Annotated in this window: 17 protein-coding genes; 3 read left to right on the top strand and 14 right to left on the bottom strand. The window is 60.2% G+C overall.

Going from position 1 to position 17,631, the window contains the following annotated elements:
* Positions 1 to 47 precede the first annotated feature (47 nt).
* The 14 genes from ppk1 to ABGM91_RS05200 form a co-directional block, all read right to left on the bottom strand.
* Positions 48 to 2,135, bottom strand: coding sequence for a polyphosphate kinase 1 (gene ppk1 / locus ABGM91_RS05265; protein ID WP_354834318.1), 2,088 nt, complete (start codon positions 2,133 to 2,135; stop codon positions 48 to 50).
* 33 nt (positions 2,136 to 2,168) lie between these two features.
* Positions 2,169 to 3,731: an HD domain-containing protein gene (locus ABGM91_RS05260; protein ID WP_354834315.1), complete on the bottom strand. Its 1,563-nt coding sequence runs from the start codon at positions 3,729 to 3,731 to the stop codon at positions 2,169 to 2,171.
* Positions 3,732 to 3,890: 159 nt separating this feature from the next.
* On the bottom strand, positions 3,891 to 4,964 hold the full coding sequence (locus ABGM91_RS05255; RefSeq protein ID WP_354834312.1) for an acyltransferase: 1,074 nt from the start codon (positions 4,962 to 4,964) through the stop codon (positions 3,891 to 3,893).
* Between the two features lie 23 nt (positions 4,965 to 4,987).
* A complete protein-coding gene (map, locus tag ABGM91_RS05250) occupies positions 4,988 to 5,785 on the bottom strand; it encodes a type I methionyl aminopeptidase (protein ID WP_102714981.1) in 798 nt (265 codons plus the stop codon).
* Positions 5,786 to 5,798: 13 nt separating this feature from the next.
* Positions 5,799 to 6,449: a nucleoside monophosphate kinase gene (locus ABGM91_RS05245; protein ID WP_290565713.1), complete on the bottom strand. Its 651-nt coding sequence runs from the start codon at positions 6,447 to 6,449 to the stop codon at positions 5,799 to 5,801.
* Positions 6,450 to 6,481: 32 nt separating this feature from the next.
* The gene (gene secY, locus ABGM91_RS05240; RefSeq protein ID WP_354834307.1) at positions 6,482 to 7,960 is read right to left on the bottom strand and encodes a preprotein translocase subunit SecY; all 1,479 of its coding nucleotides are present in this window, start codon (positions 7,958 to 7,960) and stop codon (positions 6,482 to 6,484) included.
* Positions 7,961 to 8,122: 162 nt separating this feature from the next.
* Positions 8,123 to 8,581 carry a 50S ribosomal protein L15 gene (rplO, locus tag ABGM91_RS05235; RefSeq protein WP_215428582.1) on the bottom strand — a complete coding sequence of 153 codons (459 nt, stop codon included), beginning with the start codon at positions 8,579 to 8,581 and terminating at the stop codon, positions 8,123 to 8,125.
* A gap of 60 nt (positions 8,582 to 8,641) precedes the next feature.
* The gene (rpsE, locus tag ABGM91_RS05230) at positions 8,642 to 9,313 is read right to left on the bottom strand and encodes a 30S ribosomal protein S5 (protein ID WP_102725734.1); all 672 of its coding nucleotides are present in this window, start codon (positions 9,311 to 9,313) and stop codon (positions 8,642 to 8,644) included.
* Positions 9,314 to 9,330: 17 nt separating this feature from the next.
* Entirely contained in the window at positions 9,331 to 9,693 is a 363-nt protein-coding gene (gene rplR, locus ABGM91_RS05225; RefSeq protein WP_215428583.1) for a 50S ribosomal protein L18, read from the bottom strand.
* A 35-nt stretch (positions 9,694 to 9,728) separates the two neighbouring features.
* Complete coding sequence (gene rplF / locus ABGM91_RS05220) at positions 9,729 to 10,268, bottom strand: 50S ribosomal protein L6 (RefSeq protein ID WP_102714969.1); 540 nt, start codon at positions 10,266 to 10,268, stop codon at positions 9,729 to 9,731.
* 21 nt (positions 10,269 to 10,289) lie between these two features.
* A complete protein-coding gene (rpsH, locus tag ABGM91_RS05215; RefSeq protein WP_215428584.1) occupies positions 10,290 to 10,691 on the bottom strand; it encodes a 30S ribosomal protein S8 in 402 nt (133 codons plus the stop codon).
* Positions 10,692 to 10,703: 12 nt separating this feature from the next.
* A complete protein-coding gene (gene rplE / locus ABGM91_RS05210; RefSeq protein ID WP_215428585.1) occupies positions 10,704 to 11,285 on the bottom strand; it encodes a 50S ribosomal protein L5 in 582 nt (193 codons plus the stop codon).
* A gap of 65 nt (positions 11,286 to 11,350) precedes the next feature.
* On the bottom strand, positions 11,351 to 11,578 hold the full coding sequence (gene rplX / locus ABGM91_RS05205; RefSeq protein WP_022396872.1) for a 50S ribosomal protein L24: 228 nt from the start codon (positions 11,576 to 11,578) through the stop codon (positions 11,351 to 11,353).
* 230 nt (positions 11,579 to 11,808) lie between these two features.
* Positions 11,809 to 12,681: an NAD(+)/NADH kinase gene (locus ABGM91_RS05200; protein ID WP_215428586.1), complete on the bottom strand. Its 873-nt coding sequence runs from the start codon at positions 12,679 to 12,681 to the stop codon at positions 11,809 to 11,811.
* 303 nt (positions 12,682 to 12,984) lie between these two features.
* Between ABGM91_RS05200 and ABGM91_RS05195 the strand changes: the two genes are divergently transcribed.
* From ABGM91_RS05195 to ABGM91_RS05185, 3 genes are all read left to right on the top strand, one after another.
* On the top strand, positions 12,985 to 13,335 hold the full coding sequence (locus tag ABGM91_RS05195; RefSeq protein ID WP_215428587.1) for a septal ring lytic transglycosylase RlpA family protein: 351 nt from the start codon (positions 12,985 to 12,987) through the stop codon (positions 13,333 to 13,335).
* Positions 13,336 to 13,374: 39 nt separating this feature from the next.
* Complete coding sequence (locus tag ABGM91_RS05190; RefSeq protein WP_354834298.1) at positions 13,375 to 14,832, top strand: bifunctional UDP-sugar hydrolase/5'-nucleotidase; 1,458 nt, start codon at positions 13,375 to 13,377, stop codon at positions 14,830 to 14,832.
* A gap of 78 nt (positions 14,833 to 14,910) precedes the next feature.
* On the top strand, positions 14,911 to 17,592 hold the full coding sequence (locus tag ABGM91_RS05185; RefSeq protein ID WP_354834295.1) for a DEAD/DEAH box helicase: 2,682 nt from the start codon (positions 14,911 to 14,913) through the stop codon (positions 17,590 to 17,592).
* Positions 17,593 to 17,631 lie beyond the last annotated feature (39 nt).

Raw genomic sequence — 17,631 nt, 5'->3', positions numbered from 1 at the left:
GGCATGCCGGAGAATGCCGCGCAGGCTCCACAATGCTCCGGACCGGGTTAGTGCGGCGTGTGAGGCTCCAGCATCTGCTGGCGTTCCCGCTCCTTGTCCTTGGCCAGTCGGCGCGCCTCCTTGGTCAGGTATTGCTGGAGACGGAATGCTTTCTGGCCCTTTTTGCGCACGATGTGCTCGGAAGTGCCGTCCGGAAGGATGCTGCACGCCTGCACGTTGTCCTTGAAACAGGCGTCCAGGACGGACTTGAGGCGGCGCGCCAGCCTCCCGTTGGTGACGGGCACCATCAGCTCCACCCTCTTGTCCAGATTGCGGGTCATCCAGTCCGCGCTGGCGATGAAGAGCTGGTGGTTGCCGCCGTGGTGGAAGAAGAAAATGCGGGCATGTTCCAGATAACGGTCCACAATGCTGACCACGCGGATCACCTTGCCGTTGGGCCGTGGGCCCGTTTTCAGGCAGCAGATGCCGCGCACATTCAGTTCAATATCCACCCCGGCATCCGCGGCCCTGTACAGGGCGTCAATGATTTCCACATCCTGAAGGCTGTTCATCTTGGCGGAGATGCGGGCGGGTTCCCCCTGCCTCGCGCGCTCCGCCTCCCCCTCAATGAGCTCAATGAGGCGCGCCTTCATCAGCACCGGGGAGGGGTACAGCTTGCGGAAGCGCATGAGCTTGGTGCGCCCCGTCACGGAGTTGAAGAACTGGGAGGCGTCCGCCCCCAGCTGGTCGTCACAGGTAAGGTAGGAGATATCCGTGTAAATCTTGGCGGTGGTTTCATTGTAATTTCCCGTGCCGAAGTGGCAGTAACGCCGCAGCATGCCCTGCTCCCGGCGCACCACCAGGCATATCTTGGCGTGGGTTTTAAGTCCTTTGACGCCGTAGACCACCTGCACGCCGGAACGCTGGAGCTCCTCCGCCTTTTCCAGATTGCGGGCTTCGTCAAACCGGGCCTTTAATTCCACCAGCGCCGTCACCTGCTTGCCGCTTTCCGCCGCTTTTTTCAGGGCGGCCACAATGCGGGAGTTTTTGGCGGTGCGGTACAGCACCTGCTTGATGGCGATCACATCCGGGTCCTCCGCGGCTTCCTCCACCAGGCGCAGGACGGGCTCAAAGCTTTCATAGGGGTGGTTGAGCAGGATGTCCCCGTTGGCGATGTTTTCAAAGATGCTGGCGGCAGGGTCCACGGAAGGGGACGGCTGCGGGGACCATTGCTCCACCTTCAGCTGGTCATTGCCGGGGGCAAAGGCCATTTCCATGAAGTCGGAAAGCATCAGGGGGCCCTTGAGGTCATAAGTTTCCTCCTTCCCCGCGCCCACGATCTGCATGATCCTGTCATGAAGGGGGGCGGGAGCGGAGGATTCAATTTCCAGTCTCACGCATTCGGAAAATTTGCGGGCCACCAGCACTTCCTCCATTTCATCCGCCAGGTCCAGGGCGTCCTCCTCCTGCACGGCAATGTCTCCATTGCGCGTAACGCGGAATACCGCCGCGGAGAGAACGGTCTCACCGGGGAAAACGGTGCCTATGCATTCCCGGACCAGGTCTTCCAGCATCACGTAGCGTTCCGTTTCCGCGGAGGGAACGGGCACACGCCGCGGCAGGCCGTCCGGCAGGGCCACCACGCTGGCGCGGACCTCACCGGTTTCATTGTCCCGCAGTTCCACGCCCATCAGCAGCTTGAGGGACGGGAGGGCGGGAGCTTCCGGAGCATCCATGTCCAGCGGCGTCAGCAGCGGGAATATCTGGTTGTTGAAATATTGTTCCAGCGTCAGCTTCTGGGACGTGCTGAGGTCCTCCATCGCCAGGGGGTTGATGCCGTTGATTTCCATCCACGGCAGGATTTCCTCATGAAACAGGCGGTACTGGTCCTCAATCATGCGGCCCACGCGGGCGCGGATGGCTTTCAGCTGGCGGGTGGGGGTGAGCCCGGAAATATCCTTCACGCGGGAGCCGGAATGCCGCAGCATTTGGAGGCCTCCCACGCGCACCATGAAAAACTCGTCCAGGTTGGAGGCGGTAATAGCCAGGAACTTCAGGCGTTCCAGCAGGGGGAGGTCCGTTCTCACGGCCTGGTCCAGCACGCGCTGGTTGAATTCCAGCCAGGAGAGCTCTCTGTTGATGTATTCGTTCGACATGGAGAAATAAGAAATGGGAGTTTGTAGAATCAGCTACCGCTGGGACACCAGCACGACGTCATAACCGAAGATGTCCGCAAAAAGGTCACCCTTCAGCCTCAGGGCCAGGTCTTCCACGGCGGTTTCCCGCACGCCCTGGAGCTCCAGCTCCAGCGTCCGTCCGCGGATATGCGCCCTGACTCCGTTCACGCGCTGGGCATGGCCGCGTTCCAGGGCGTCCGCCACGCGCAGGATGGCGGCCATCTTGGCCACGCGCATGCGGTCCGTCAGCTCCAGCTCCCCGTACATGGGATCGGAATTGGCGGGCACTTCATGCCGGTGGTAGCGGGCCAGCAGGGCGATGGTTTCCACGTCGTCCCGGGAGAGGCCGAAGATTTCACTGTTCAGGATGATGTACTGGGAATGGAGCTGGTGGTCCTGCTGGCTGATGAATGACCCCACCTCATGCAGGATGGAGGCCACCTCCAGCAACAGCCGGTCATGCTCGGAAAGGCGGTGCAGGTCCTGGAGCTGGTCAAACATTTCCATGCACAGAAGAGCCACATGTTCGCGGTGGCCCTTGTCCGCCTTGTACCTGTCCGCCAGGATGCCGGCAAAGTGGAGCACTTCCGCCTCCAGGTCCCCCGGGTGCTGTTCCGCCTGGATCAGGCTGCTTGAGAATTCCTCGTCATAGCCGCTCCCGGGAATGATCACGTCATTCAGGTGCAGGCTGCGGGCAATCATTTCCGTCATCAGCACGGCGGGCAGCAGGGAATCCACCCCGGCAAAGTCCGCCCCGTAAACGTTCATGCGCTGTTCCAGGGTGGTGCGGGACATCCTTTCCGCTTCCGCCACCAGGGCGGAACACGCCACCTTGCCTTCCGGCGTGGGGTCCAGGCGGCCGCGCAGCTGCTGCATTTCCTGGCCGATGACGATCAGGCCCGCCAGTCCCTTGACGCCGCCGTAATCCAGGCAGATCTGGTCCACCTGCCCGCGCATGTGCTCCCGCAACAGGGAGAGTTCCGTCACATCATCCCCATATTCAATTTCCCCCACGGCTTCACCCGTGCGGTGCGTCCCCAGCCGGTAGCAGGAATAGCGCACAATGCGCCCCTTCTGGAACAGGAGCACGCGGGTATTGCCCGGCCCCGTGTGAACCACGAGCACTTTTTTCTTGTTGAAGCCGGGGTACTGCGCCAGCGTTTCCTGCACCTTCACGTAAATGAGGCGCGTCATCTTGCCGTCGTCAATGCGGCGCCCGCGCAAGCCGTGGGCCACGTGCATGCGGTTGACGAAGACGTCCACATTATCCGCCTCGGAAATGATGTTGGAGATCATGAGGCGGACGGAGAGCTTGCTGCCGGTTCCGTATTCCTTGAGGATTTCCAGATAGTCCCCGATGATCTGCACGCAGCGGTCCATGGTGTGCCGCGAGATGCGGTGGAACCGGAAGATGTCCCGCGCCATGGGTACGGGCTGCTGGAGGAAGTCCAGCATGCGGATCCTGTCCTGAACCACCTCAGCCACCAGCAGGCTCATGGAGCTCGGCCCCAGGTAGATCACTGCCTGCGTTGTTAATTCCGAATCCTGAGCCTGTTCACCTTGAATCATCGCCATACCATGTGTTGTTTCCCAGCCGTGGGGCAAGAACGGGAGCGTGACAAAAACGCCATCCCCGCCCATTCCAGCAAGGGGCAGAATAAGGAATTTGCCTTTTGACGGCAAGAGATAAGCGCGGCTCCTTTTCCGGTCCGGCGGAACGGACTTGCAGAGCGGCTATTTTCCGTAAGCTCCCAGCAGGGGGACCAGGCGCGGGGCAAACCTTTTCATGCAGAAGAAGAGCCCCGCCAGCACGGCAAAGATGACAGGCACCAGGCAGAGCCAGAGAACGTCCCAGGCCTCCCCCCTCCAAGTAATCCACCCGCTTTCACGCAGCAGGATAATGACAATGTAATGCGTGCCGAAGATGAAGAAGCACGCCGGAGCCAGCCCCGCCACCCATTTGGCCGCGCGCGGAAACCATTCCGTGAACAGGATGGCCAGGGACATCAGCCCCAGCATCCCCAGCGCAATGAGCATGGAGTTATGCTGCTCCCGGTGGCCCACCAGCCACCAGGTGAGCGCGAGCGTGGCCAGCAGGAACGGCACCGCATACCGGCGTACGGATTCCGTCAGGAACGGAAGAGGATAACGGGATACGTACATCCCCAGCAGGAAAAAGCCCAGGCTGTTGGCAATGGGGAAGTCATGGTCCGCCAAATCCAGGGCAAAGTAGTTCAGGGAGAGCATGATGATACCCACCCAGAGCAGGTAGTTCCCCAACCGGTGCAGGAGGGGAGCCACGGCGGTATAAATGATGATGTCCCGCAGGAACCACATGGGGGCGTCCACCGGATGCCCGGCAATGCCCAGAGCGCGGCCGAACGCCGCCAGGGCGGGCCAGAAGCCGCTGCCCGGCTCTCCCTTCAGCCACGCATACATGGGCTGGTAGGACGCGTAGTATTCATGCAGGGGGGACCAGCCGATCAGGACGGCCGCCGCCAGCCCCCATACCAGGTACGGACGGAACAGGAACCAGCTGCGCTTCCACAGGAAGAGGCTGCCGCCATCCAGCGGCCCGAATGCGCCCCGCCCTACAAAGTAACCCGCTACCAGCAGGAAGAAGGGGGTGCGCGCGGCCAGGAATTCCGCCCATATCCACCGGTACAGCTCCGCCGAATAGAAAGCCATGTGATTGGCAATAATCAGCATGCACGCCACCACGCGAGCCACATCCACCCATACCATCCGGTGAGTGGCCGTTTTCTCCAGGATCACGGGATCGGGAACATGGGCGTCCGGCGGCGTCATTCCCTTGGGGGGGGTGGAGTTGGTTATAAAGGAGCAATTCCGAGCTGCTCCGGCAGAGCGATGCGCGGACGCGCCGTCGTAATCAGCGGTTCCCCGTCCGTTACGATGACCGTGTGTTCAAAGTGGGCGGAGGGCTTGCCGTCCGCCGTGATGACCGTCCAGCCGTCATCCAGGATTTTAACGGACGGCCTGCCGGCATTCACCATGGGTTCAATAGCCAGCGCCATGCCTTTTTTCAGGCGCGGAAGCTTGTAATGGGGGCGGTAGTTGGGAATCTGGGGTTCTTCATGCAGATGGCGGCCTATGCCGTGCCCTACGAAGTCCCTGACCACGGTATACCCGCGGGGGCGCACAAAGCCTTCCACTGCCGCGCAAACATCCGCCAGCAGGGCCCCGGGCCTCACCAGTTCAATGGCGCGGAACAGGGACTCCTCCGTCACGGCCAGTAGCCGCAGCTTTTCCGGGTCTACCATGCCCACCGGCACGGTCATGGCGTTGTCCCCATGCCAGCCGTCCACAATGGCGCCCACGTCCAGGCTCACGATGTCCCCGTTCTGGATGCGGCGGGGGCCGCCGCTGCCGTGCACCACTTCCTCATTGATGGAAATGCAGAGCTGGCCGGGAAACCCGCGGTACTGGTAGAAGGAGTTGCCTACCTTGTGCTTTTTGAAAATTTCACGCGCGATGTCGTCTATTTCCCGCGTGGTGCGGCCCGCCTGAACCTCGGCTCCGATTTCCATCAAGATTTCCGCCGTTACAGCACCGGCCTTCTGCATCTTGGCAACTTCACCGGGAGACTTGATGTGGATTCGTTCTGCCATGGGATTCTTTTTTCTATTGCCGGTATTCTTCCAGCTTGCGGGCCAGTTCCCGGGAAACTTCCGCGGGTTCCCGTTCCTCGGTCACGGTCATTTTGACCACCAGGCCGCGGGCTTCGTAGTACTTGGCTACGGGCAGCGTCATGGCTTCAAAGTCTTTCCAGCGGCGCGCGAAGGCTTCCAGGTTGTCATCCTTGCGGGAGACCATTTTGCCGCCGCATTTGGAGCATTCCTCCTCCGACGTCTGCACCACATACCCGCACGTGGAGCATTCCCGGCGGTGCATGATGCGTTCTTCAATGAGTTCCCTGGATACGTCCATCCAGACGACCACGTCCACGGACGTTCCGCGCTGGGTCAGGAAGTGGTCCAGGGCTTCCGCCTGCGCCACCGTGCGGGGGTAACCGTCCAGCAGCCACGCGTCATTGTCCATTTCCGAGAGCCAGCCGCGCACCATGTCGTTGACGATTTCGTCCGGAACCAGCATGGCCTTGTCCATATAGCCCAGGGCCTTGCGGCCCAGCTCCGTGCAGGACTCCACTTCCCGCCGCAGCAGGGAACCGGTGCTCAGGGAGTTCAGGTTGAAAGTATCAGCCAGAAAGCGCCCCTGGGTTCCTTTGCCGGATGCGGGAGGCCCAACCAGGATGAAATGCTTGAGTTCCTTCATGTCTTTACTTTCAGAAGAGGGGATGGAGTTCCTTACTGCATGGCATTGTAAGCGACAGCTCCGGCCAGCACAAGCAGGGCGATGACGATCCACATGACCGTGACCGTGCGGCTGCCTGCAGCGGCGCCGGTGCCCTGGATGTGGTTATACTTGCCCTTGAGCTTGCCTTTTTTCAGGAAGCCGTCGTAGTTGCGGGAGAGAAGAGTGGTTTCCACCTGGCGCATCATGTCAAGCAGCACGCCGACCAGAATCAGAAGGCTGGTGCCCCCGAAGAACTGGGTGACCAGGTAGGGGATGCTGCCGCCGATGTTCAGCAGGGAGGGCAGGAAGTAAATGAGGGTCAGGAACGCGGACCCGGCAAAGGTCAGCCTCTGCATGGTCTGGTCCAGGAACAGGGCCGTGGGGGGGCCGGGGCGGATGCCGGGGATGTAGCCGCCGTTGCGCTTCAGGTCTTCCGCGATCTGGGAGGGCTGGAACATGGTAGCCACCCAGAAGTAGGAGAAGAAGAAGATCATGAGGCCGGAGATGATGTAGTAGCCGGAGGAAGCGGGGTTCATCCAGTCATTCATCTTGGTGGCGATCCATTGCAGCGTGGTGTTGTAGTGGGCGATCTGGGAGAAGAGCACCTGCGGCAGGGACAGGATGGCCGTGGCGAAGATGACGGGCATCACGCCGGAGTAGTTGAGCTTGAGCGGCAGGTATTGCGTGGCGCCGTTGAACATTTTGTTGCCCATGACCCGTTTGGCGTACTGCACGGGGATGCGCCGCTGGGCCTGCGTTACCGTGACGACGAGCGCCACCACGATAATCAGGAAGGCGATCAGGGCCACCAGCAGCATGGCGCCCATCGGAACGACTGCGCCGTCCTTGTACACCAGCGTTTTCCAGGCCAGGGTCACCGCGCCCGGAAGGGCATGGATAATGTTGACGGAAATGATGAGGGAGACGCCGTTGCCGACGCCGCGCTCCGTAATCTGGTCACCGATCCACATCAGGAACATGGTGCCCGCCACCATGATGAGCACCGTCATCAGGGCAAACTGCATGCCGGGGTCAATGACGAGCTGGCAGTCCGGAGGGATGTTGAGGCCCACGGCTTTCAGACGGTCCGGGTGTTCCAGCGTGCCGACCAGAAACCAGCCCTGCACGATGGCGATGACGATGGCAATGGCGCGCGTCCATTTGGTCATCTTCTGGCGGCCGCCTTCCTCCCGCACCATCTTGGCCCACTGCGGGACCACTGCGGAAAGAAGCTGGGTCATGATGGAAGCGGAAATGTAGGGCATGATGCCCAGGGCAAAGATGCCGCACTGCTGGAGACCGCCGCCGGAAAAGATGGTGAGCACGGTAGCCAGGCCCGCTCCGGGGCCGCTGGCGTTCGCGGAGGCTTCAATCACTTTCTGCAGCTCCATGACGTCAATGCCCGGCAGGGGTATCTGTACCCCCAGGCGGACGACGACGATCATCGCCAGTGTGAACAAAATCCGGTGCCTGAGCTCCGGTACTTTCATGGAGTTTGCAAATGCGGATATCATAGTCCTGTATTATAAAAGTTGGCGCGCAGCTTGGCTTGCCTGTCGGCGGCTTGTACCCGGGGCATCCATGGGAACCGCAACAGTAAACACAATGATGCGAACCGGGTCAAGCTGCATGACCCGGTTCGCCAAATGTGATTAGGCTTCGCTGAGCACGGTGACGGTGCCACCGGCCTGAGTCACCTTTTCGCGGGCGCTAGCGCTCACGAAGTCCACGACTACGTTCAGGCTCTTGGTCAGGGTGCCGTTGCCGAGAAGCTTCACGGCGTCACAGGGACCTTGAACGAGCTTGGCTGCACGCAGGGTGTTTTCATCAACCGTAGCGCCGGCTTCAAACACGCGTTCGAGCTGGGAGAGGTTGATGATGAGGATTTTGTCCTGGAAGCGGGTGTTGTTGAACCCCTTCTTGGGCAGACGGCGGTGAAGGGGCATCTGGCCGCCTTCAAACCCCGGACGGATGGAGCCGCCGGAACGGGCCTTCTGGCCCTTGTTGCCTTTGCCGCAGGTCTTGCCGAGACCAGAGCTTTCCCCGTTGCCGAGGCGCTTCTTGCGGTGCTTGGCTCCGGGATTGGGCTTAATCGTATGAAGCTGTAACATGTTATTTACAATGGTTGGATTTCGTGGAGGCGGCGGCACCGGGCAGCCGCCTCCTTTGGATTAGATGGCCTTTTCCTTCTTCTTGCCGCGGTCGGCAAGAACCTGGTCGCTCGTACGCAGGGAAGCGAGCGCCTGCAGGGTAGCCTTCACCACGTTGGCATGGTTGGAGGAACCGAGGGATTTGGCAACGATGTCACGCACGCCGGCTGCTTCCAGCACGGCACGGATGGTGTTGCCGGCAATGAGGCCAGTACCGGGGGAGGCGGGCTTCAGAAGAACCTTGCCGCCGCCGAATTCGGAGTAGACTTCATGCGGAATGGTGCCGTTGGCGATGGAAACCGGACGAAGCTGGCGCTTGGCGGATTCCGTAGCCTTGCGGATGGCGTCTGCCACTTCATTGGCCTTGCCGAAGCCGAAGCCTACGCGGCCTTCCATGTCGCCGCTCACGACGAGGGCGGAGAAGGAGAAGCGGCGGCCGCCTTTGACGACCTTGGCGCAACGGTTGATGAACACAACCTTTTCAGCCAGCTGGGGGCCTTCTTCCACGGGAGCTTCAGCCTGGGGGCCACGGCGGCCGTCACGGCGGGGACCACGGGGTCCGCGGCCATTCTGGCCGTCACGGCGGGGTCCGCGGGGACCGCGGAAGTCGCGGCCGCCCGGTGCGGGTTGCTGCGCTTGAGCGGGAGCGGCGGCTTCCGTAGCAGGAGCAGTGTTTTCCGTTTCGTTATTCATTTAGGGGAATCTTTCAATTAGAATTTCAAACCAGTTTCACGGGCGGCATCGGCCAGGGCCTTTACCTTGCCGCAGAACTTGAAACCACCGCGGTCGAAGACGACTTCAGTGACGTTGGCGGCCTTCGCACGTTCACCAATCAGGTTGCCCACCTTGGTAGCGGTAGCGCAGTTGGCGAGCTTGGAAGGATCGGCGATGGAGGCATCGGCCGTGGAAGCGGAGCAGATGGTCTTGCCCACCGTGTCGTCGATGATCTGGGCATAGACGTGACGGTTGGAGAAATAAACAGCCAGGCGGGGACGGGAAGCCGTTCCGGAGAGCTTTCTGCGGATGCGGCGGCGGACCTTGGCGCGGGTGGCTTTGCGATTGATAGTACTCATCGTGTATAAATATGTTGTAATAGTTATTACCTGAATTACTTACCGACGCTCTTGCCTTCCTTGCGGCGGATAACTTCACCGGCAAAGCGCACGCCCTTGCCCTTGTAGGGTTCCGGGGGATAGTACGCACGGACTTCAGCGGCAAACTGGCCTACGACCTGCTTGTCAACGCCTTCAACCGTCACTTTCGTGTTTTCCGTCACGGTCACCTTGAGGCCTTCGGGAATTACCTGGTTGATCGGATGGGACTTGCCCAGGTTCAGGTCCAGGATGTTGCCCTTGACGGCGGCGCGGAAACCGACGCCGATGATTTCAAGGTTTTTGACGAAGCCTTCGGAAACGCCGATGACCATGTTGTTCAACAGGGAACGGTTCGTGCCGTGCAGGGCGCGAAGCTGGCGGCTTTCGCCAGCGCGGTCAACGGACAGCTGATTGCCTTCAACGGTGGCAGTGATGCCTTCCGGGAGAGTCCAGGAAAGCTTGCCTTTGGGGCCTTCCACCTGAACGGAAGAGCCGTTAACCTTTACCGTTACCTTGTCCGGCAATGTGATGGATTTTTTACCAACTCGGGACATATGTTTAGGAAATGTTAATGGTTACCAGACAAGGGCGAGAAGTTCGCCACCAATGCTCTGCTTGCGCGCCTGCGCACCGGTCATCACACCACGGGAGGTGGAGACGATGGCAATGCCAAGCCCACTGAGAACGCGGGGAATGTCCTCGGAAGAAACGTACTGACGGCGGCCCGGCTTGGAGCTGCGCTTCACGTCGGTAACGACCGGCTTGCCCTGGGAGGTAAATTTGGTTTTCACCTTGATTTGCTTCTTGGTGCCTTCACCGGTCACTTCATAGTTCCAGATGTAGCCTTCTTCCTGCAGAATCCGGGCGATTTCCACCTTGATGTTGGAGCAGGGAGCGGTAAATTCCTCGTTGCCGGCCAAGCTGGCGTTTTTCAGGCGGGTGAGGAAGTCGGAAATGGGGTCACTTAATACGGCCATGGTAAGAAATAGTTAGGCGTTAGCGGGTTGAGTTTCTTCGGCCTTCTTCGGTTCGCGCATGGGAACACCCAGGGCGCGGAGCAGGTCGCGGCCTTCATCGTCCGTAGGAGCGGTGGTCACGAAAATGATGTCGAAGCCGATCTGGCGCTTGATCTGGTCAAGTTCGATTTCCGGGAAGATGGACTGGTCAGAGATACCGATGGCATAGTTCCCGTTGCCGTCAAAGGACTTGTAGGGGAGGCCGCGGAAGTCGCGGATGTTCGGAGCCGTAACGTTGATGAAACGGTCCAGGAATTCCCACATGCGGGCGCCGCGCAGCGTTACGCGGGCTCCCAGAGGTTCGCCTTCGCGCACCTTGAAGTTGGCCACGCTCTTGCGGGCAAAGGTAGTGGACGGCTTCTGTCCGGTGATTTTGGCAATTTCGTTGACGGCATCTTCCACGGCCTGCTTGCGGTCCGGGTGCTTGCCCATGCAGGAGGTGACAACAATCTTCTCCAGGCGGGGAATCTGATGCACGTTCTTGTATGCATGCTTCGCTTGAAGGCCGGGAACGACCTTTTCACGGTAGTATGTTTGCAGTGTTGGTGTACTCATTGTTTTAGCGGGTCAGCTCTTTATTAATGATTGGTATGGCTTAAGCGCAGGGTCAGGCCGGAGGCCTAGCCTACTTTTTTCACGTTGGAGATGTGAATCGGGCCGTTGATCTCCTGAATGCCGCCTTCCGGGTTCTGTTCGGTCGGGCGCACAGCCTTTTTCAGGGTGCGGACGCCTTCTACGATGACAGTACCTTTGGAAGCATTTACGGCGAGAACGGTGCCGCGCTTGCCCTTGTGGTTACGTCCGGCGATGATTTCTACTTCATCACCTTTTTTCACGTGGGTCTTCATATATGACTATTTCTTACGCGTTTATGCGATTAAGATCTACCACCCCCTTGGTGGTAGGGCAGGAAGAGTATGATAGGATGGGCCTTTTCGTCAAGCCCGCATCCTAAAAAAATAGTTTTACCGCCCCTCCGCCAATGCGGAACGGCAAATGAACATGCCCTCCCGTCCGCAAAAGCCGCCGTTGCGGGAACATGGCGTCCAGCCGCCTATTCCGGCCCCCGGAACGGGTTTCACTCATCATCCGTGGGAATCTCCGCGCCCTGCCAGCGCAGCTTGGCCCTCAGAAGGGCGCCGAAGTTCTGCTTCCGGAGATGAACCAGGGAGAGGGTTTCCGGAGCTTTCCGGATCACGAGGCTTTCCCCCACTTCAATGGGGTAGGCGGAACGGCCGTCCAGGGAATAAACCATGGAGTCAAAGCGGCCGCGGCGCTCGCGGGGGCGCAGGCGGATGGTCATGGTATCCGGAAGCACCACGGAGCGGTTGGTCAGGCTGTGCGGGCAGATGGGGGTGACGCACACCACCCGGGACATGGGCCATACCAGAGGCCCCCCCGCGGAAAGGGAGTACGCCGTGGAACCAGTGGGGGTGGAGACCAGGACGCCGTCCGCATGGTAGCGGTTCAGCAGTTCCCCGTCTATCTCCGCATCCAGGTCCACCATCTTGCCGGACTGGGCGCGGATGAGGGAAACCTCATTCAGCGCCAGTTTGCGGAGCGGGGCCGGAGAGCCGTCCACCCCCATCTTGACCACCTCCAGCATGGAGCGGTCATCCGTCAGGTAGGATCCCTCCTGGAGGGCATACGCCAGCAGCGGCAGTTCCTGCACGGAACAGGTGGTCATGAATCCCAGGCGCCCCAGGTTCACCCCCGCCAGGGGCACATGGTGCATGGCCGCCAGGGTGGAGACGGTAAGCATGGTGCCGTCCCCTCCGAACGTCACCAGCAGGCTGCACCGGGTGATGCACTGTTCCAGGGCATCAGGCGTTTCAATAACGCAGGAGCCCAGCCCGTGGCGGGCAAGCTCACGGCGCATGATGCGCAGCGCCTCCGGCAGCCCGGGTTTCTCCGCCAGTGCGACCAGGCCAATTACCTTGGAAGGATTCATGCGGGCAAGCATACTGCATTTTTCCACACCGCTCAACTGGTAAACCTCAGCGGGCGGAAGATTCCTCCCTGACCTCCCTATCCCTTAAATTTCAATTCCTGTTTCTTTTTTGTTATACAAGATTATAAACATGTGTTAAGGATAAAAAGCGTGAATTGGTCCATCCCCGCCCTGCTGCTTTTTCTGATGCCGGCCTGCTCCACCACGGAGAAGTGCACACGGAAAACGGCCCCGTCCGTACAAGCGGCAGAAGCGCATGTAAAAAATGCGCCCTACCGGGTGCGGGGGAAAAGATATACACCCATGAGCGTGGCTGATGCCCTGAAATACAGTGAAACCGGCTATGCCTCATGGTACGGCGGAAAAGGCCGCAGCATGAAGACATCCTCCGGAGAGTACATTAACCCCCAGAGCTCCATGACCGCGGCCCACACCACCCTGCCGATGCCGTGCAAGGTGAAAGTCACCTGCCTGGCAACCGGAAAATCCGCCATCGTCCGCATCAACAACCGCGGACCTTTTCACAGCAACCGCCTGATTGACCTCACCGCGTCCGCCGCAAGCCGCATCGGCCTGCGCAGCCGCGGCGTATCCAAGGTCCGTCTGGAAGTCATTTCCGTGGGCGACGGGCCTTACGAGGTTTTCGCCCGTTAATCACCATCTTATCCTTTCCGCAGCTCTATTTTTCCGTCCATGATTCCGCCTCGCATTATTCTTGCCGGTCTGGCCTGCCTGTGCCCGTTCTCCCTGGCCCAGAAGCTGAAATCGGACCCTAATAAAACGCTGATCATCATTTCCACCAGCGACATTCACGGCAATCTGGACAAATTACCCAAACTGGCCACGCTGGTAAAACAGTACCGCGCCAAGTACCCGCACGTCCTGCTGGTTGATTCAGGGGATTATTTCATGGGAAATCCCTACGTGGACGAGTGGGAAAAACGGGGCGAACCCCTCACCATCCTGATGAACAAGCTGGGGTATGATCTGGCGACCGTCGGGAACCATGACCTGGATTACGGACAGGAGGCCCTCCGCGACCACATCAAGGGGATGCCGCGCACCAAGTTTGTCCTTACCAACGTCAATGCCTCCCCTGCGCTGACAAATTGTTTTTCACCGTATGTCAGCATACCTCTCAAGGGCACTCCCATTTCCGTAGGGTTCATCGGGCTGGCGGACCTGCAGACCACGGATGTCCGGAGGATGGGAGGCATTTCATGGAAGCTGCCGGATGAAGATGACTACAAAAGCATTATGGACAGGTTCCGCCTGCACCATAACACCATCAATATCATCCTGAGCCATCTGGGTTACGAACACGACATGAAAATGATGAGGTATTCACCTAATATCGACGTCATTCTGGGCGGTCATACTCATGTCATGCTACCTAACGGACAGCTTAAGACCGGTACCCTGCTCAGCCACACGGGCCACAGGTTAAGCCATGCAGGCGTTACGGAAATTACCTTCTCCACGGAAAAGCCAGTCTCCATCCTCTCCAAATCAACCAAGGCCATTGAGCTGAACGGCAAGATACCTGACGATCCGGAGGTGGAAAAGCTGGTGCAGAAGTTCACCGGAAATCCGCTTTTCAAACAGCAGGTAGGCGTAGCCGGGGAGGACCTCACGCACGTCACCATAGGCACCATTTTCTGCAAAGCCATCCAGCAGGCCTCCAATGCCGACATCGCCATTTACAACCGCGGCGGCGTACGGGCCAAGAGCCATCTCTGCAAAGGCCCCATTACGATCAAGGATATTTATGAAATGGAGCCCTTCCGGGAAAAGATCGTCACCTGCTCCATGAGCAAGGCGGACATTGAACAGCTGATCCTGTCCAAATTCATGTCTCCGTCAGAGGATGAGGGCGGCATTCTGGAAGTGTACTGCTCCGGTTTTTCCTACCAGATTATGGACGGCGTTACGCCAAGCATCTCCAGCACCCTGAAGAATAACATGGTCTATACCGTGGCGATGGGAGACTACCTGTGCAACAATTTCAAGTTTCCTCAAAGGGGAAACGGCAAACCCACCGGCATTAAAGTCCGCGAAGCCCTGATTACCTACCTGAAACAAATCAAGGAGCTTTTCAACCCGCCGCCGCCCAAACTGCCCATCATCAAAACGAACACCTTCGCCCTGTAACGCGCACGGGCACTGCATGCCACAGCGCGGCAGGATGGATTGAACAAGCCGCGCCGGCATGCTATAGTCCCGTCAGCCATGCAGCCGGACCCCCATCATGCAGCGCCGGAAGAGGAGCGGAACTTCAGCGGTTTCCGCATTCTTCCCTCCGGGGCGCTCGTGACGGATATTCCCCCCCTGGACCGCCTGTTTGAAGAAGGAGCCGGAAACGGGCTGTATGCCCTGGCCGTCTCCAACTGGGAAACCACGCCGGACCCGGCCGCTTATTTCATCAGGAATCTGGCGCGCCAGGCGCTCACCCGCATGGCGCATGCCGCCGCGGAAAGACCAGATGAGGTGGATGCCGTTCTGGACCACCTGCCGGGCTCCGCAGCGGAAAGGGCGGCCCTGGCGGAGCAGTTCCCTCCCGTACCGGGCGCGGAATACGTGACTCCCGGCGTCATCGCAGGGTGGCTTGGGGACTTCCGGCGGCTGGTGAGCAGGGAAATCTCCGCACGCGGCATTACTCCCGCCGCATGGCTGAACAGCCTGGGAGCCCCCTGGAACCAGATAGGCAAGGTATTCTTCCACCTGGCGGAAAACCGGGATGACGCCACGGGCTCCCGCCCCTTTGCCTTTATGGCTACCTTTGCGCATCAGAGCGCGGCGGATAACCAGGTGCGCCACCTTCCCCTTTCCACCGCCCTGAAACTTCATGAAGGGAACCATACGGCCCTGCTGGCCGTGCTCCAGCCGCTGAAGGAAGCGGCGCGGGAAAGCCCCCTGCTCCAGCGTCTGCTGGACAACGGCAAGATTTACGCCCCGCTGGCCTGGAGTGCTTCTGAAGCGCGGGACTTTCTTCAGGACTCTCCGGCGTATGAGCGCGCGGGCATCATCGTGCGCATGGTAAACCTGTGGAAAAAGGCCCCTCCCAAATTACAGGTGAAAGTCACGGCGGATGCACCAGGCGGGGAAAAAACGGCCCATTCCTCCGGCCTTTCCGTCCACAGCCTGCTGAGGTTCTCCGTCTCCGCCACGCTGGGAGGCAGGGACCTGGCGCCGGAGGAACTGGAAGAACTGCTCAACAACGGGGACGGCCTGATCCGCTTCAAGGGGGAATGGGTGCGCGTGGACGCCCAGAAGGTCCGGGACCTAATGGACCGGTGGAACAAGGCCGCGCGCATGATGAGCTCTCTCGGCATCCCCCTGGTGCAGGGGCTCAGGTTGCTGGTCAACGGCCCCTCCGGCCAGCTGGCGCAGCTTCCGGAACCGGATGAAGACTGCGTGATGGAACCGGGTAAGGGGCTTCAGCAGGCGCTGGACATCCTGGCGGGGGAGGTTTCCGTATCCGTGCCGGAGCTCCCGCCTCATTTGAACGCGCTGATGCGGCCCTACCAGAAAGAGGGCTTTGGCTTCCTGTACCGGGTGACGGAACGCGGCTTCGGCGCCTGCCTGGCGGATGACATGGGGCTGGGAAAAACCCTCCAGGCCATCGCGTGGCTGGATGTCCTGCGCAGGGAAGGACGGCTGGACGGCCTCCCGGCCCTGATCGTGGCTCCGGCTTCCCTCCTGTCCAACTGGCAGGAGGAAGCGGAGCGCTTCGCTCCGGAGCTCGCGCTGCGCATCATGCACCCCTCCACTCCGGACTCATGGCGGCCGGGGGAAAGAACGCACCGTGAAAACTGCCACGCCGTCATCACCACGTACGGCATGGCGGCGCGCACGCCTGGCCTGGCGAAACTGCACTTTCCGGCCATTATTCTGGATGAAGCGCAGGCCATTAAAAACGCCGGTTCCGCACGCTCCCGCGCCATCCGCTCCCTGCACGGGGAACGGCGCGCCGCCCTGTCCGGCACGCCGGTGGAAAACAACCTGAACGAGCTATGGAGCCTGATGGAATTCCTGAATCCGGGACTGCTGGGAAACAGGAAGAGCTTTGAAACCTTCACCCGCACCCTGGAACGCGGCTATGCCCCGCTGCGCCGCCTGGTGCGCCCTTTCATCCTGCGCAGGATGAAGACAGACCCGGCGCTGGTGCCGGACCTGCCGGACAAGACGGAAATCCCCGCCTACTGCCCCCTCACGCCGGAACAGGCCGCCCTGTACCAGACGCAGATAGACGCCCTGCACGCCATGCTGGATGAACCGGACCCCGCCACGCGCCTCATGCTGATTCTTCCCGTACTGGCGCGCCTCAAGCAGATTTGCAACCACCCCGCCCAATTCCAGGGCACGGATGACTACGCTCCGGAGCGCTCCGGAAAATTCCTGCGCCTTCAGGAACTGTGCGCCTCCATCGCTGCCCGGCAGGAAAAAGCCATCCTCTTCACCCAGTTCCGCTCCATCATCCCGCACCTGCATGACCTGCTCTCCACCGTCTTCGGCCGTTCCGGGTTTACGCTGCACGGCGGCACCCCCATTCCGGAGCGGCAGGGCATCGTGAACGCCTTCCAGAAGGAATCCGGCCCTCCCTTCTGCATCTTATCCCTGAAAGCCGCCGGAACCGGCCTGACGCTCACCCAGGCCTCTCACGTCATCCATGTGGACCGCTGGTGGAACCCCGCCGTGGAAAACCAGGCCACGGACCGGGCCTACCGCATCGGCCAGCACCGGAACGTGCTGGTGCACCGCCTGATCTGCCGCGGCACCATTGAGGACCGCATTGACGCCATGCTGGCGGAAAAACGCCGCATGGCGGACGACCTGTTCTCAGGAGGCCCGGAACAATGGCTCATGAACATGAGCCAGGAAGAACTTAAGGCATTGCTCTGCAAAAATTAAAGCAAATGCGTATCTAAAACAATAGATAAAAATACCTTA

It is taken from the genome of Akkermansia muciniphila (genome assembly GCF_040616545.1).
GTDB classification, from domain to species: domain Bacteria; phylum Verrucomicrobiota; class Verrucomicrobiia; order Verrucomicrobiales; family Akkermansiaceae; genus Akkermansia; species Akkermansia muciniphila_E.
The sequence above is the reverse complement of the archived record's forward strand: the minus strand, read 5'-3'. Positions and strand labels throughout refer to the sequence as shown.

What these genes read in the sequence shown, in the direction of transcription:
- rplF (WP_102714969.1), bottom strand. Translation starts at nt 10,268, where the DNA reads ATGTCCCGAGTTGGTAAAAAATCCATCACATTGCCGGACAAGGTAACG.
- rplE (WP_215428585.1), bottom strand. Translation starts at nt 11,285, where the DNA reads ATGAGTACACCAACACTGCAAACATACTACCGTGAAAAGGTCGTTCCC.
- ABGM91_RS05245 (WP_290565713.1), bottom strand. Translation starts at nt 6,449, where the DNA reads ATGAAGGAACTCAAGCATTTCATCCTGGTTGGGCCTCCCGCATCCGGC.
- ABGM91_RS05255 (WP_354834312.1), bottom strand. Translation starts at nt 4,964, where the DNA reads ATGACGCCGCCGGACGCCCATGTTCCCGATCCCGTGATCCTGGAGAAA.
- ppk1 (WP_354834318.1), bottom strand. Translation starts at nt 2,135, where the DNA reads ATGTCGAACGAATACATCAACAGAGAGCTCTCCTGGCTGGAATTCAAC.
- rpsE (WP_102725734.1), bottom strand. Translation starts at nt 9,313, where the DNA reads ATGAATAACGAAACGGAAAACACTGCTCCTGCTACGGAAGCCGCCGCT.
- rplO (WP_215428582.1), bottom strand. Translation starts at nt 8,581, where the DNA reads ATGTTACAGCTTCATACGATTAAGCCCAATCCCGGAGCCAAGCACCGC.
- ABGM91_RS05200 (WP_215428586.1), bottom strand. Translation starts at nt 12,681, where the DNA reads ATGAATCCTTCCAAGGTAATTGGCCTGGTCGCACTGGCGGAGAAACCC.
- ABGM91_RS05260 (WP_354834315.1), bottom strand. Translation starts at nt 3,731, where the DNA reads ATGGCGATGATTCAAGGTGAACAGGCTCAGGATTCGGAATTAACAACG.
- map (WP_102714981.1), bottom strand. Translation starts at nt 5,785, where the DNA reads ATGGCAGAACGAATCCACATCAAGTCTCCCGGTGAAGTTGCCAAGATG.
- ABGM91_RS05190 (WP_354834298.1), top strand. Translation starts at nt 13,375, where the DNA reads ATGATTCCGCCTCGCATTATTCTTGCCGGTCTGGCCTGCCTGTGCCCG.
- secY (WP_354834307.1), bottom strand. Translation starts at nt 7,960, where the DNA reads ATGAAAGTACCGGAGCTCAGGCACCGGATTTTGTTCACACTGGCGATG.
- rplR (WP_215428583.1), bottom strand. Translation starts at nt 9,693, where the DNA reads ATGAGTACTATCAATCGCAAAGCCACCCGCGCCAAGGTCCGCCGCCGC.
- rplX (WP_022396872.1), bottom strand. Translation starts at nt 11,578, where the DNA reads ATGAAGACCCACGTGAAAAAAGGTGATGAAGTAGAAATCATCGCCGGA.
- ABGM91_RS05185 (WP_354834295.1), top strand. Translation starts at nt 14,911, where the DNA reads ATGCAGCCGGACCCCCATCATGCAGCGCCGGAAGAGGAGCGGAACTTC.
- rpsH (WP_215428584.1), bottom strand. Translation starts at nt 10,691, where the DNA reads ATGGCCGTATTAAGTGACCCCATTTCCGACTTCCTCACCCGCCTGAAA.
- ABGM91_RS05195 (WP_215428587.1), top strand. Translation starts at nt 12,985, where the DNA reads ATGAGCGTGGCTGATGCCCTGAAATACAGTGAAACCGGCTATGCCTCA.